Annotated in this window: 11 protein-coding genes; 10 read left to right on the forward strand and 1 reads right to left on the reverse strand. The window is 72.8% G+C overall.

The genetic code is table 11. The features are described 5' to 3' along the window. The first annotated feature begins 82 nt into the window (after positions 1-82). The 6 genes from dapA (at position 83) to KLI87_RS14830 (ending at position 8,718) form a co-directional block, all read left to right on the forward strand. A complete protein-coding gene (gene dapA / locus KLI87_RS14805) occupies positions 83-1,018 on the forward strand; it encodes a 4-hydroxy-tetrahydrodipicolinate synthase (RefSeq protein ID WP_214617540.1) in 936 nt (311 codons plus the stop codon). Then, positions 1,015-2,703: a ribonuclease J gene (locus KLI87_RS14810; protein WP_214617546.1), complete on the forward strand. Its 1,689-nt coding sequence runs from the start codon at positions 1,015-1,017 to the stop codon at positions 2,701-2,703. Before dapA ends, KLI87_RS14810 begins: the two co-directional genes overlap by 4 nt. A gap of 171 nt (positions 2,704-2,874) precedes the next feature. After that, positions 2,875-5,577 (forward strand): DNA translocase FtsK, encoded by a 2,703-nt coding sequence (locus KLI87_RS14815; RefSeq protein WP_214617548.1) that lies wholly within the window; start codon positions 2,875-2,877, stop codon positions 5,575-5,577. A gap of 255 nt (positions 5,578-5,832) precedes the next feature. Further along, positions 5,833-6,588, forward strand: coding sequence for a helix-turn-helix domain-containing protein (locus tag KLI87_RS14820; protein ID WP_214617550.1), 756 nt, complete (start codon positions 5,833-5,835; stop codon positions 6,586-6,588). 46 nt (positions 6,589-6,634) lie between these two features. Continuing rightward, a complete protein-coding gene (gene rimO, locus KLI87_RS14825) occupies positions 6,635-8,122 on the forward strand; it encodes a 30S ribosomal protein S12 methylthiotransferase RimO (RefSeq protein WP_214617552.1) in 1,488 nt (495 codons plus the stop codon). Further along, positions 8,119-8,718, forward strand: a complete 600-nt coding sequence (locus tag KLI87_RS14830) for a CDP-alcohol phosphatidyltransferase family protein (protein ID WP_214617553.1) — start codon at positions 8,119-8,121, stop codon at positions 8,716-8,718. The genes rimO and KLI87_RS14830 overlap by 4 nt, the downstream gene beginning before the upstream one ends. Positions 8,719-8,732: 14 nt before the next feature. Here the strand turns inward: KLI87_RS14830 and KLI87_RS14835 are convergent, their stop codons facing one another. After that, positions 8,733-9,527, reverse strand: coding sequence for an MOSC domain-containing protein (locus tag KLI87_RS14835; protein ID WP_214617555.1), 795 nt, complete (start codon positions 9,525-9,527; stop codon positions 8,733-8,735). A gap of 111 nt (positions 9,528-9,638) precedes the next feature. Between KLI87_RS14835 and KLI87_RS14840 the strand changes: the two genes are divergently transcribed. The 4 genes from KLI87_RS14840 to KLI87_RS14855 all read left to right on the forward strand — a co-directional run bounded on the left by KLI87_RS14840 (position 9,639) and on the right by KLI87_RS14855 (position 13,130). Continuing rightward, positions 9,639-10,151, forward strand: a complete 513-nt coding sequence (locus KLI87_RS14840) for a DUF1990 family protein (protein ID WP_156219236.1) — start codon at positions 9,639-9,641, stop codon at positions 10,149-10,151. A 472-nt stretch (positions 10,152-10,623) separates the two neighbouring features. Continuing rightward, positions 10,624-11,919: a CinA family nicotinamide mononucleotide deamidase-related protein gene (locus KLI87_RS14845; RefSeq protein WP_214618067.1), complete on the forward strand. Its 1,296-nt coding sequence runs from the start codon at positions 10,624-10,626 to the stop codon at positions 11,917-11,919. Positions 11,920-12,030: 111 nt separating this feature from the next. Continuing rightward, on the forward strand, positions 12,031-12,384 hold the full coding sequence (locus KLI87_RS14850) for a helix-turn-helix domain-containing protein (protein ID WP_156219237.1): 354 nt from the start codon (positions 12,031-12,033) through the stop codon (positions 12,382-12,384). Positions 12,385-12,662: 278 nt separating this feature from the next. Next, the gene (locus KLI87_RS14855) at positions 12,663-13,130 is read left to right on the forward strand and encodes a Dps family protein (protein ID WP_156219238.1); all 468 of its coding nucleotides are present in this window, start codon (positions 12,663-12,665) and stop codon (positions 13,128-13,130) included. Positions 13,131-13,149 lie beyond the last annotated feature (19 nt).

Genomic DNA, 13,149 nt, shown 5'->3' on the forward strand with positions numbered 1-13,149 from the left:
CGGGGCGCCAGGGCGGGATATTCCCTGACTAGGAGGGACCTGCGGGTCCACGCCGACCGGCCGGAACGGTACCGTTCGATGCATGGCACCCAGCACAACGACCGACGCGCCGTTCGGGCGGATGCTGACCGCGATGGTCACTCCGTTCCTGCCCGACGGCGGCGTCGACTACGACGGCGCCGCGCGCCTCGCGACCCATCTGGTCGACGAGCGGCGCCATGACGGCCTCGTCGTCAGCGGGACGACGGGCGAGTCGCCGACGACGAGCGACGAGGAGAAGTCCACCCTGCTGCGCGCGGTCATCGAGGCGGTCGGCGACCGCGCGGTGATCGTCGCCGGTGCCGGGACGAACCACACCGAGCACACGCTGAAACTCGCGCGGCAGGCCGAGACCGCCGGCGCGCACGGCCTGCTGGTGGTCACGCCGTACTACAACAAGCCGCCGCAGGAGGGGCTCGTCCGCCACTTCACGGCGGTCGCCGACGCCACCGGCCTGCCCGCGATGCTCTATGACATCCCGGGCCGCACCGGGGTGCCGATCCACAACGAGACGCTGCTGCGGCTCGCCGAGCACCCCCGGATCCTCGCCGTCAAGGACGCCAAGGGCGACCTTTTCGGCGCCTCCCGGGTAATGGCCGAGACCGACCTCGTGTGGTACTCCGGCGACGACGTGCTCAACCTGCCGTGGCTGTCGGTCGGGGCGGCGGGCTTCGTCAGCGTGGTCGGGCATGTCGTCGGCACCGAGCTCCATGAGATGATCGACGCATACCGCGCCGGTGAGCACGGTCGGGCGCTGGACATCCACCGCCGGCTGCTGCCCGTGGTCACCGCGATCATGACACGCACGCAGGGCGCCATCGCCGTCAAGGCAGCGCTGAACCTGCTCGGCCTCCCCGGAGGCGGCCCGCTCCGCGCGCCGCTGGTGGAGGCCACGCCGGAGTTCGCGGCACGCCTGCGTGAGGACCTGACGACAGGGGGAGTAAAAGTGCCCGAAACGATCCCGGAGGTCGCCCGGTGAGCCATCCTCACCCGGAGCTCTCCGACCCGCCCGAACCGCCCGCGGACGGCCTGCGCATCGTCGCGCTCGGCGGCCTCGGGGAGATCGGCCGCAACATGACGGTGTACGAGTACGGCGGACGCCTGCTCGTCGTCGACTGCGGCGTGCTCTTCCCCGAGACCGAGCAGCCCGGGATCGACCTGATCCTGCCCGACTTCGACTACATCAGGGACCGGCTCGACGACATCGAGGCCGTCGTGCTGACCCACGGCCACGAGGACCACATCGGCGCCGTCCCCTACCTGCTGCGCGAGCGGCCCGACATCCCGCTCGTCGGGTCGCGGCTGACGCTGGCGCTGCTGGAGGCCAAGCTCACCGAGCACCGCATCCGGCCCGTCACCCGGGTGGTCGGCGAGGGCGACCGGAGCACCTTCGGCCCGTTCGACTGCGAGTTCCTCGCCGTCAACCACTCGATCCCCGACGCGCTCGCCCTCGCGGTCCGCACCGGGGCCGGGCTCGTGCTGCACACCGGCGACTTCAAGATGGACCAGCTCCCGCTGGACGGCCGGCTCACCGACCTGCCCGGGTTCGCCCGGCTCGGCGCCGAGGGCATCGACCTGCTCCTGTCGGACTCCACCAACGCCGAGGTGTCCGGCTTCGTGCCGAGCGAGCGCAACATCGGCCCCGTCGTGGACGAGGTGTTCCGCACCGCGCAGGAGCGGCTGATCGTCGCCTGCTTCGCCTCGCACGTCCACCGCGTCCAGCAGGTGCTGGACGCCGCCGTCGCTAACGGCCGCAAGGTGTGCTTCATCGGCCGCTCCATGGTCCGCAACATGGGCGTCGCGCGCGAGCTCGGCTACCTGAACGTGCCCGAGGGCATCATGGTCGAGCCGAAGGAGCTGGAGGACGTCCCCGCCGACCGCCTCGTCCTCGTGTGCACCGGCTCGCAGGGCGAGCCGATGTCGGCGCTGTCGCGGATGGCCAACCGCGACCACCAGCAGATCCGCATCACCGACCGCGACACCGTCATGCTGGCGTCCTCGCTGATCCCCGGCAACGAGAACGCGGTCAACCGGGTCATCAACGGGCTCACCCGGTGGGGCGCGCGGGTCGTGCACAAGGGCAACGCGCTGGTGCACGTGTCCGGGCACGCCTCGGCGGGCGAGCTGCTGTACGTGCTCAACATGACCAAGCCGGGCAACTTCATGCCGATCCACGGCGAGTGGCGGCACCTGCGGGCGCACGCCAAGCTCGCCGCGCTGACCGGCGTCCCCGACGAGAACATCGTCATCGCCGAGGACGGCGTCGTCGTCGACCTCGTCGAGGGGAAGGCGAGCATCGTCGGCGCGGTCCCCGCCGGGTACGTCTACGTCGACGGCCTGTCGGTCGGCGAGGTCACCGAGACCTCCCTGAAGGACCGGCGGATCCTCGGCGAGGAGGGCTTCGTCTCCATCGTGATCGGCATCGACTCCTCCTCCGGCAAGGTCGTCGCGGGTCCGGAGATCCACGCCCGCGGCGCCGGCATCGTCAACGAGGACTTCGACGAGGTCCTGGCGCGCATCGACCAGGTGCTGCGGGACGCGGCGGGCGACGGGGTCAACGACCTGCACCAGATCAGCCAGCTCGTCCGGCGCACGGTCGGCAAGTGGGTGAGCGACACCTACCGCCGCCGTCCCATGATCATCCCTGTGATCGTCGAGGTGTAGGACCGTTCCGGCCATCCGGGCATAGCGGAACGGTCCCAGCAGGCCGCATATATCGGAACGTTCCGATATGTGCGGCCTCGGCGTTCCCCGGGGTCACGACCGTCACCGGCGGGGCGACACGCCGTTCGCTTCTCCAAGGAACCGCCAGGCTCCTTGGTTACTCTCATCATCATGGCCACACGTGCGTCCGGAGCGAAGAGCACCTCGCGTGCCGGGGGCAGCGCGGCTCGTAAGCCCGCGAGCTCCACCCCCCGCAAACGCCCGTCCGGCGGCGCGTCCAAGGGCGGCGCCAAAGGCGCTGCGAAGGGCGGGGCGAAGGGCGGCGCGAAGGGTGCGGCGCGCGGCTCGGGCGGGCGGCGGCCCGCGGCCCCGCAGCCCCATCCGATCGTCCAGGTCATCTCAGGGTTCGCCCAGCTCGTGTTCAAGCTCTACCAGCTCGCGGCGGTCTCGGTCGGGTCGCTGTTCCGCGCCTACGGCAACAGCGCCCGGAGCCTCGACCCCGAGCACCGCCGCGACGGGCTCGGGCTCGCGCTGCTCGGCTCGTCCATCGTGCTGGCCTCGGTCACCTGGTTCCGGCCCGACGGCGTCGTCACGATCGCGCTGGAGAAGGTCGTGCGCGGCGGGCTCGGGCTGATGGCGGTCGTGCTGCCGGTCCTGCTGCTGCTGCTGGCCTGGCAGACGCTCCGCCACCCCGAGCAGCACGAGGACACCGGCCGCGTCGTCATCGGCTGCACCGCGCTCGCCGTCGGCGTCCTCGGCGTGCTGCACATCGCGGCGGGCGTGCCGTCCCCCGCCAAGGACATGCCGGCCGTGCGCGACGCGGGCGGCGTCCTCGGCTGGGTGGTCTCGGCGCCGCTGGAGGCCGGGCTGAGCGGCTGGGTGGCCGTCCCGCTGCTGCTGCTCCTGTCGTTCTTCGGGCTGCTGGTCGTCACCGCGACCCCCATCAACAAGGTCCCCGAGCGGTTCGGCGACCTGTGGACGCTCGCGACGCTCCAGGGCCGTCCGGCACGCGACGCCGAGGACGGGGCGCCCGCCGAGGAGGCCCCGAAGAAGCGCCGCCGCAAGAGCAGGAAGGCCGACGGCGAGGCCCTGGAGGACGGCGAGCTGGAGGTCGGCGAGCACTCCAAGCCCTACGACACGCCCCTGCTGGAGGACGCGCCCCGCAAGGGCGAGCGCGGCGGCCGCGCCGACCGGTCCGGCCGCGACCTCGTCGACGACCTGTTCGAGCCCGACCCGTTCGGCGCCGAGGTCCCGCCGCCCGCCCCGCCCTCCGACGACGAGCCCGTCCCCGACGACCTCCCCGAGCTGCCCGACCTGCCCGATGTGCCCGAGCCGGCGGACGCCCACGCCGTGCCCGACCCGACGCCGGCGCCGCGCAGCTCCGAGCAGCTCCCGCTGTCCTCCTCCGGCGAGATCTACGCGCTGCCCGACGCGTCGGCGCTGCGGCCCGGCAGCGTCGCCAAGCCGCGCACCAAGGCCAACGACACCGTCGTGAACGCGCTGTCGGGCGTGCTCGACCAGTTCGACATCGACGCGCAGGTCACCGGGTTCACCCGGGGCCCGACGATCACCCGGTACGAGATCGAGCTGGGCCCCGCCGTCAAGGTCGAGAAGGTCACCGCGCTCACCAAGAACATCGCCTACGCGGTGAAGAGCGCCGACGTGCGCATCATCTCCCCGATCCCCGGCAAGTCGGCGATCGGCGTGGAGATCCCCAACGTCGACAAGGACATCGTCAGCCTCGGCGACGTGCTGCGCTCGCCCGCCGCCACCAACGAGCACCACCCGATGATCGTCGGCCTCGGCAAGGACGTCGAGGGCCGCACGGTCGTCGCCAACCTCGCCAAGATGCCGCACATCCTCATCGCGGGCGCCACCGGCGCGGGCAAGTCGACCTGCATCAACGGGCTCATCACCTCGATCCTGATGCGGGCCACGCCCGACGAGGTGCGGATGATCCTGGTCGACCCCAAGCGCGTCGAGCTGACGATGTACCAGGGCATCCCGCACCTGATCACCCCGATCATCACCAACCCCAAGAAGGCCGCCGAGGCGCTCGACTGGGTCGTCGGCGAGATGGACCGCCGCTACGACGACCTCGCCGCGTCCGGGTTCCGGCACATCGACGACTTCAACAAGGCGGTGAAGGCGGGCAAGCTCACCGCGCCGCCCGGCAGCGAGCGCGTCTACACGCCCTACCCGTACATGCTGGTCATCGTCGACGAGCTGGCCGACCTGATGATGGTCGCGCCGCGCGACGTCGAGGACTCGGTCGTCCGCATCACCCAGCTCGCCCGCGCCGCCGGCATCCACCTCGTGCTCGCGACGCAGCGCCCGTCGGTGGACGTCGTCACCGGGCTCATCAAGGCCAACGTCCCGTCCCGGCTGGCGTTCGCGACGTCCTCGCTGGCCGACAGCCGCGTCATCCTCGACCAGCCGGGCGCGGAGAAGCTCGTCGGGCAGGGCGACGCGCTGTTCCTGCCGATGGGCGCGAGCAAGCCCATGCGCATCCAGAACGCCTACGTGGCCGAGAAGGAGATCCACGGCGTCGTCGACCACTGCAAGGGGCAGATGGAGGCGAACTACCGGGAGGACGTCGCCGAGTCCAACGCGCCGAAGAAGGAGATCGACGAGGAGATCGGCGACGACATGGACCTGCTCGTCCAGGCGATCGAGCTGGTGGTGTCCACCCAGTTCGGGTCCACCTCGATGCTCCAGCGCAAGCTGCGCGTCGGCTTCGCCAAGGCCGGGCGGCTCATGGACCTGATGGAGAGCCGCGACATCGTCGGGCCGAGCGAGGGGTCCAAGGCGCGGGACGTCCTCGCCAAGCCCGACGACCTTCCCGGCGTCCTGGCGGAACTGCGCGGGGGCTGACCGCCGGCGGGCGGCCGAAGACCGACCATGAGCCGACCGCACCCGGTGTTCGGCGGCGCGTTCCCCGGAGGTCTCGCCGCGGAGTGCGGACGGTTCCCTCCCGTGGGAAGGGTGGCGGGCGGGGCGATGGCGGAATGATGCGAAATCTTGCCCAGTTTCGAACGTGTTGGCTGTCGCTCAGCGGGCATTGCGGTTCCTAGACTGATGTCACCGGATCGTGTGGTAGGCCATGGGCGCGCTCAAAGGAGGCTCGGCGTGAGCATCGGAGAGACCTTGGCGACGGAGCGTCAGCAGGCCGGTCTCTCGGTGACCCAGGTCAGTCTCCAGACGCGGATACGCGAGACCGTCATCCGCGGCATGGAGTCGGACGACTTCTCCACCTGCGGCGGCAACTTCTACGCCCGCGGCCACATCCGCAGCGTCTCCCGCGTGATCGGCATCGATCCGGAACCGCTGGTCGCCGAGTTCGACGCGACGCACGGCGGCGCGCCGCAACCCGTGTCGGCCGTGTCGGCGTTCGAGCCCGAGCAGCCGGTCGCCTTCCGCGAGCGCCGCTCCCCGAACTGGAGCGCCGCGATGGCGCTCGCCCTGGCGCTCGTGGTGATCTACGGGATCGTGCAGGTCGTCGGGCACGGCGGCGGGAGCGAGCGGCGCACCGCCCAGCAGGTCGCCGGCACCCCGGCCGCGCCGGCCCCGCCGCGCCCGACGACGGCGCCGCCCAAGCGCAGCGACCCGGTCGTGGCCGCGCCGCGCAAGCACGTCGAGCTGGCCGTCCAGGTCAGGCGGACGACCTGGGTCAGCGTGCGCGGCGACAAGGGCGCGCCGCTGTTCAGCGGCATGCTCCGCCAGGGCGACCACAAGCGCTGGACCGCCAAGAAGAAGATCAGCGTCGTGATCGGCGTCGGCGGCGGCGTCCGGATGACCGTCAACGGCAAGGACATCGGCTCGCCCGGCAAGGGCCGGGGCGTGCAGCAGCTCAGCTTCGGGCGCGACGACCCGAAGACGGCCTGACGGCCCGCTGGTCGGCCGGGGCTCCCGCGCCCATTACCTTAGGGGCATGTCCACACGGCGTAAGGTCTCACTCATCACGCTCGGCTGCGCCCGCAACGAGGTCGACTCCGAGGAGCTGGCGGCACGGATCGAGGACGCGGGCTGGGACCTCGCCGAGGGCAGCGGCGACGCCGACGTGGTCGTGGTCAACACCTGCGGCTTCATCGAGGCGGCGAAGAAGGACTCCATCGACACGCTGCTGGCCGCGCACGACTCCGGCGCGAAGGTCGTCGCGGCGGGCTGCATGGCCGAGCGGTACGGCAGGGAGCTGGCCGAGGCGCTGCCCGAGGCGCACGCGGTGATCGGCTTCGACGACTACACCGCGATCGGCGAGCGGCTGGAGGACGTCGTCGCCGGGCGCGCGCACCAGGCCCACACCCCGCGCGACCGGCGCACGCTCCTGCCGATCAGCCCGGTCGAGCGCACCGCCTCCAGCGGGGACGTGGCGATCCCGGGCCACGGCGGTGCCCACGAGGACGACGCGCTGCCCGACGGCGTCGCCCCCGCGTCCGGCCCCCGGGTGCTGCGGCGGCGGCTCGGCGGCGGGCCGGTGGCCCCGCTGAAGCTGGCCTCCGGCTGCGACCGGCGCTGCACGTTCTGCGCGATCCCGGCCTTCCGCGGCGCCTACGTGTCGCGTCCGCCGGCGGAGGTGCTGGAGGAGGCGCGCTGGCTGGCCGGGCACGGCGCCCGCGAGCTCGTGCTCGTCAGCGAGAACTCCACGTCCTACGGCAAGGACCTCGGCGACCTGCGGGCGCTGGAGCGCCTCCTTCCCGACCTCGCCGCCGTGGACGGCATCGACCGCGTCCGCGTCAGCTACCTCCAGCCCGCCGAGACCCGTCCGGGGCTCATCGAGGCGATCTGCGGCACCCCCGGCGTCGCGCCCTACTTCGACCTGTCGTTCCAGCACGCGAGCGGGCCGGTGCTGCGCTCGATGCGGCGCTTCGGCGACCGCGAGCGGTTCCTGGACCTGCTCGCCCAGGTCCGCGCGCTGGCGCCCGAGGCGGGCGTGCGGTCCAACTTCATCGTCGGGTTCCCCGGCGAGAGCGAGGACGACGTCGAGGAGCTGGCGGCGTTCCTGACCGCCGCGCGGCTGGACGCGGTCGGCGTCTTCGGCTACTCCGACGAGGACGGCACCGAGGCCGCGAACCTGCCCGGCAAGATCGACCCGGCGGAGGTCGCCCGCCGGGTCGAGGAGCTGACGGCGCTCGCCGAGGAGCTGACCGCGCAGCGCGCCGAGGACCGCGTCGGCACGGTCGTCGAGGTCCTGCTGGAGGAGGAGGCGGCCGACGGCGCGTTCGAGGGGCGCGCCGCGCACCAGGCGCCCGAGGTGGACGGCACGGTCCTCGTCCGCGGCGAGGGCCTGGCGGTCGGCGCGATCGTCCCGGCCCGCGTGACCGGCAGTGACGGCGTGGACCTGATCGCGGACGCGCTGACCGGCGCCGCCGCGGGCGCGCCGGCGGAGGTGTCGCGGGGCGCGGCGGCGGACGTGCCGTGATCGCGGGCGCCCCCGGCCCGGTCGCGGGGTCGTCCCCCGACCCGCCGCCGAGCGCCAGCGTCTACAACATCGCCAACGCGCTGACGCTCGTCCGGATCGCGCTGGTCCCGCTGTTCGTCTGGACGCTGTTCCTGGACGGCACCGGCTGGCGGCTCGCCTCGTTCGCGGTGTTCGCCGCCGCGTCCATCACCGACAAGATCGACGGTGACCTCGCCCGCGCCCGGGGCCTGGTCACCGACTTCGGCAAGATCGCCGACCCGATCGCCGACAAGGCGCTCATCGGCGCCGCGCTGGTCAGCCTCTCGGTCATGGGGGAGCTGTGGTGGTGGGTGACCGCCGCCATCATGGTCCGCGAGATCGGCATCACCGTGCTGCGGTTCGTCGTGATCCGGCGCGGGGTGATCCCGGCGAGCAAGGGCGGCAAGCTGAAGACGCTGCTCCAGGTCTTCGCGATCGGCTTCTACATCCTGCCGGGGCCGCTCGACCCGCTGCGCTGGGCGACGATGGGCGCGGCGCTGGTCGTCACGGTCGTCACCGGCGCGGACTACCTCGTCCGGGCGTGGCGGCTGTGGCGGAGCGGGGACGGGGCCTCCTAGGCCGCCAGGCGGCCTCAGGTGGCCGTGAGGGCGTCGCCGAGGCGCAGCGCGCCGGGGACGCGGGGCACGCCCAGCCGCCCGAACATGATCTCTCGCCCGCCGCCGAAGCGCTCGACGCGGTAGCGGCCGAGGGCGCGCAGCGGGGCGGGCGCGCGGCGCGCCGTCTCCTGGTCGGTGTTGATGATGACGCACCGGCCGCACGGCCTGACGAGGTCGATCTCCACGGCGTCCGGCGCGCGCCCGCGCAGGGAGGTGACGGAGTCCTCGCCGTACGGGCCCAGACCCTCAAGGACGATGTTGGGGCGGAACCGGTTCATCGGGAGCGCGACGTCCACGCGGCGGTTCAGGTCGTCGAGCGACTCGCGGGACAGCACCGACACGGGGTAGCCGTCGGCGAACGCCAGGGTCCCGTCGCCGGGGAGGGTGCGGCGCGTCCCGGTGAAGCGGACGAGGCGGCACTCCAGCCCGAGCGCCGCACCGAACCACGCCGCGGGCTCATCGCCCTGGTCGACGCCCTGGCAGGGACGCCCGTGGACGGTCACGTCGCGGGCCGGGCCGTCCGCCGCCTCCCACACCAGCGGCGCGCTCGCGAGCGGCGACTCGACGGTCAGCTTCGCGCCGTCGAAGCCCGGGCGCAGCAGCGCCAGCTCGGGCACCTCGCGCTGCGAGAGGTGCCGCCCGTCCGGCCGGACGAGCATGAACGCGCGGTCGTGCCGCAGCCCGGTCGCGGTCAGGTCGGCCTCGGCGAGCGCGACGCCGCCCGCGCTCTTGATCGGGTACACGGTCAGCCCGGCGATGACGGCGGTCATGGCTCGGACGGTACGGCGCCGCGCGGCGGCGAGGCCAGCGATCCGGACGGTACCTGACACCGATTCGTCAGGTTGGGCGCGCTGCGGCATCCTGGCGCCGGGAGGACGACGATGACCGCACAGGACTTCACCTACGCCGAGGTCGGCGCGACCTGGGACGCCGACCGGCCGGACGGCTACCGCCACATGCGCGTGCGCACGCTCGTCGGCGAGGGCCCGGCGGTCATGCGGAACGCGACCGACGCGCTGATGGAGTTCTGGATGCACCGGGCGCTGCCCGCGCGTGTGCGGGCGTCGGCGCCGCGCGTGGCGCCGGGGGTGAGCGTGGAGGTCGGGCTCGGCGCCGGCCCGCTGCGGCTGAGGGCGCCGTGCCGCGTCGTGTGGACGCGGGAGGAGGAGCACCGCGCCGGATGGGCGTACGGGACGCTCCCGGGCCATCCGGCCGCGGGGGAGGAGGCGTTCGTCGTGCACCGGGACGAGTCGGGCGAGGTATGGCTGACCGTCACCGCGTTCAGCCGCCCGGCGGGGGCGGCGGGGCGGCTGGCCGGGCCGCTCATGCCGGTGTTCCAGCGCGCCTACGCGCGGCGCTGCGGCGCCGTGCTGCGCAGGCTCGCGCGGGCCTGACCGACCCCCGGGCAGCAGGGGAGGTGGGCTGCGAGGCCGCGCCCACCCCGGTCGTGGCCCCGCAGCCCGGTCTTCGGGCCCCAGGCAATTATCCCTGTGAATGGGAATGCTTTGTGCACGGGCAAATGAGTTCTGACTCACAACGTCACGATCAGAGTCCGACAAGTCGGACACCACGCCCATGATCTTGCCGAGCACGTGCCGACGAAGCGTTCCTTCGGCCCGTTCCCGTCCGCGCGCCGTGAGTGATGTGTCTGTGATACAGCATGCAATGCGCGGCCCCCCGATTTCCAGCGCGACGAAAAGAGAAATGTGGGTGTGGCCCCTTGGGCACGTTCCGATTTTCCGCAGAGCGGAATGCGGCGTCCTGATCCGGCCGCGCGGCGGCCGCCGCGCCCGCGCCCGGCCGGCTGTCGGCGGCCCGCTGTAGATTCGGGTCGCTGGACGCGGTACGGCGAGGATGGGGGGCGTGATGCGGGTCGAACTGCTCACGGTCGGGGACGAGCTGCTCCTCGGCGACACGGTCAACGGGAACGCGGCGTGGCTCGGGCGGCGGCTCGCCGACCACGGCGTCGAGGTGACGCGCAGCGTGGTCGTCGGCGACGAGCTGGACGTCATCGTGGAGGCCGTCGCCTCCGCCTTGGGGCGCGCCGACGCGGTCATCACCACCGGCGGCCTCGGCCCCACCTACGACGACGTGACCCGCGACGCGCTCGCCAAGGCGGCCGGGGTCGGGCTCGTCCGCGACCCGGCGCTGGAGCGGCGGCTGCGCGAGCGCGCCGAGGCGTCGGGGCGGGTGTTGCAGCCGATGGCGTTCCGCATGGCGGAGGTGCCCGAGGGCGCGGGCCTGCTGCGCAACTCCGCCGGGACGGCGCCGGGCCTGCGCGTCGAGCTGCCGGGCGGGATCGCCTACGCGCTGCCGGGCGTCCCGTTCGAGATGCGCACCATCATGGACGAGGTCGTGTTGCCCGAGCTCGCCGCGATCGCCGGGCCGCCCGGCGTCGCGCGCCGCACCCTGCGCACCGCGCGCGTGTGGGAGTCGGTCCTCGCGACCCGGCTCGCCGAGGTCGAGGCCATGGACGGCGTCAGGCTCGCCTACCTGCCCGACCCCGCGGAGGTGAAGATCCGCGTCACCGCCGCCGGGCCGGACGCGCCGGGGCGGCTCGCCGCCGCCGAGGCGCGCGTCCGCGAGCTGCTCGGCGACGTCGTGTACGGCGTCGAGGACGAGACGCTCGCCCGCGTCGTGCACCGGCTGCTCGTCGAGCGGTCGGCGACCGTCGCGGCGGCGGAGTCGCTGACCGGCGGGCTCATCAGCGCCGAGCTGACCGCGGCGCCCGGCTCGTCCGAGACCTACGCGGGCGGGATCGTCGCCTACGCGACCGAGATGAAGGCGCGGCTGCTCGGCGTCCCGGACGCCCTGCTGGCCGAGCACGGCGCCGTCCACCCCGACGTCGCCGCCGCGATGGCGGCGGGCGTCCGCGACCGGCTCGGCACCGCCTACGGACTCTCCGTGACCGGCGTGGCGGGTCCCGAGCCGCAGGACGGCCGTCCGGTGGGAACGGTCTACATCGGTTTGGCCGGTCCTGAGGGAACGCGGACTGTGGTCAGCCCGAAACTCCCGGTGCCGGGCAAGGGGCCGGAGATTCGCGCGGTGATCCAGCGGATGACCGTCGTCCATGCCCTTGAGCTGCTCAGACGCGCCCTGCTCGGACTTGACGTGGCCGAGTGGAGCGAGGAGTCTCGACGCGATCGGGAAGAGTGGGGCTGATTACAGCGTTACGTTCCGAGCGAACACGAAATCAACGGTCTGCCACGGTCACCGTCAGGGCGGGTACGGTGGAACCGGCAGATGGTCCGAACTGAGGGAGGGAGCGAGACGATGGTCCTGCTTCGCCAGCTGCTCGGTGACGTACTGCGGCAGCTGCGGCTGCGCCAGGGACGCACCCTCCGTGAGGTGTCCGCGGCGGCGCGGGTTTCCCTCGGCTACCTCTCCGAGGTGGAGCGGGGACAGAAGGAAGCCTCTTCGGAGTTGCTTTCTTCTATCTGCAAGGCCCTAGGTGTGCCGCTGTCGCACGTGCTCAGGGAAGTGGCGGATCAACTGGCCCTCGCCGAGCTGCAGCACGAGCCCGTCATGGCGGGTGCGCCCGAACACGAGCGCATCACGGCCGAGAGCATTCCGGAGACTCCGGAAGAGATCACAGGGGAACTCCGCGCCGACATGGTCGCGGCCTGACCCGTCCCACGCGCGCCCAAGCCCCATCGGGCGCGCCCATGCCCGGACGCGGCGCTCCTCCCCACGAGCCCACGTCCGAGCCCGGACGGCCCGCTCGGGTGCCGTCCAGCCCCCGTTCGTCCACGCCCGAAACGACCTTCGGCCTGGGCGGACGTTCCCGCGCGAGCCCACGCACGAGACGGGCCGCGAGTGTGCGCGGCCTCACGTATGAGCCCGGCATATGAGGGGATCTAACCCCGTTGTAGCGGACAACCGTAACGACGCGGAAGGAGCCCACCATGGCGGAGGTCAAGAGCCCGCTCGGCGAGGACGCCCGGAAGACCGTCGGCAACGCCCTGCAGGGCGCCCTGGTCGACCTGATCGACCTCGCCCTCGTGGCCAAGCAGGCCCACTGGAACCTGACCGGACGCAACTTCAAGGTCGTTCACGAGCACCTCGACGAGGTCGTGGACCTCGCCCGTGAGGGCCAGGACGACGTCGCCGAGCGCGCGGTCGCGATCGGCGTGAACCCCGACGGCCGCGCCCGCACCGTCGCCGACCGGACCGCGCTGCCCCAGCTGGAGGCCGGCTACCTCGCCGACGACAAGGTCGTCGCCGCGGTGACCGACGCGCTGGCGCAGGTCATCGCGCGGTTCCGCGAGCGCGTCGCCGAGACCGACGAGCCCGACCCGATCACGCAGGACCTGCTCATCAGCATCACCGCGCAGCTGGAGAAGCAGCACTGGATGTTCCAGGCGCAGACCTGACCGTCGGCCGCCCCCATGG

The organism is Actinomadura sp. NEAU-AAG7 (assembly GCF_018603865.1).
In the GTDB taxonomy this organism is placed as follows: domain Bacteria; phylum Actinomycetota; class Actinomycetes; order Streptosporangiales; family Streptosporangiaceae; genus Spirillospora; species Spirillospora litoris.

What these genes read in the sequence shown, in the direction of transcription:
- KLI87_RS14855 (WP_156219238.1), top strand. Translation starts at nt 12,663, where the DNA reads ATGGCGGAGGTCAAGAGCCCGCTCGGCGAGGACGCCCGGAAGACCGTC.
- KLI87_RS14850 (WP_156219237.1), top strand. Translation starts at nt 12,031, where the DNA reads ATGGTCCTGCTTCGCCAGCTGCTCGGTGACGTACTGCGGCAGCTGCGG.
- KLI87_RS14845 (WP_214618067.1), top strand. Translation starts at nt 10,624, where the DNA reads ATGCGGGTCGAACTGCTCACGGTCGGGGACGAGCTGCTCCTCGGCGAC.
- KLI87_RS14835 (WP_214617555.1), bottom strand. Translation starts at nt 9,527, where the DNA reads ATGACCGCCGTCATCGCCGGGCTGACCGTGTACCCGATCAAGAGCGCG.
- KLI87_RS14815 (WP_214617548.1), top strand. Translation starts at nt 2,875, where the DNA reads ATGGCCACACGTGCGTCCGGAGCGAAGAGCACCTCGCGTGCCGGGGGC.
- KLI87_RS14840 (WP_156219236.1), top strand. Translation starts at nt 9,639, where the DNA reads ATGACCGCACAGGACTTCACCTACGCCGAGGTCGGCGCGACCTGGGAC.
- rimO (WP_214617552.1), top strand. Translation starts at nt 6,635, where the DNA reads ATGTCCACACGGCGTAAGGTCTCACTCATCACGCTCGGCTGCGCCCGC.
- dapA (WP_214617540.1), top strand. Translation starts at nt 83, where the DNA reads ATGGCACCCAGCACAACGACCGACGCGCCGTTCGGGCGGATGCTGACC.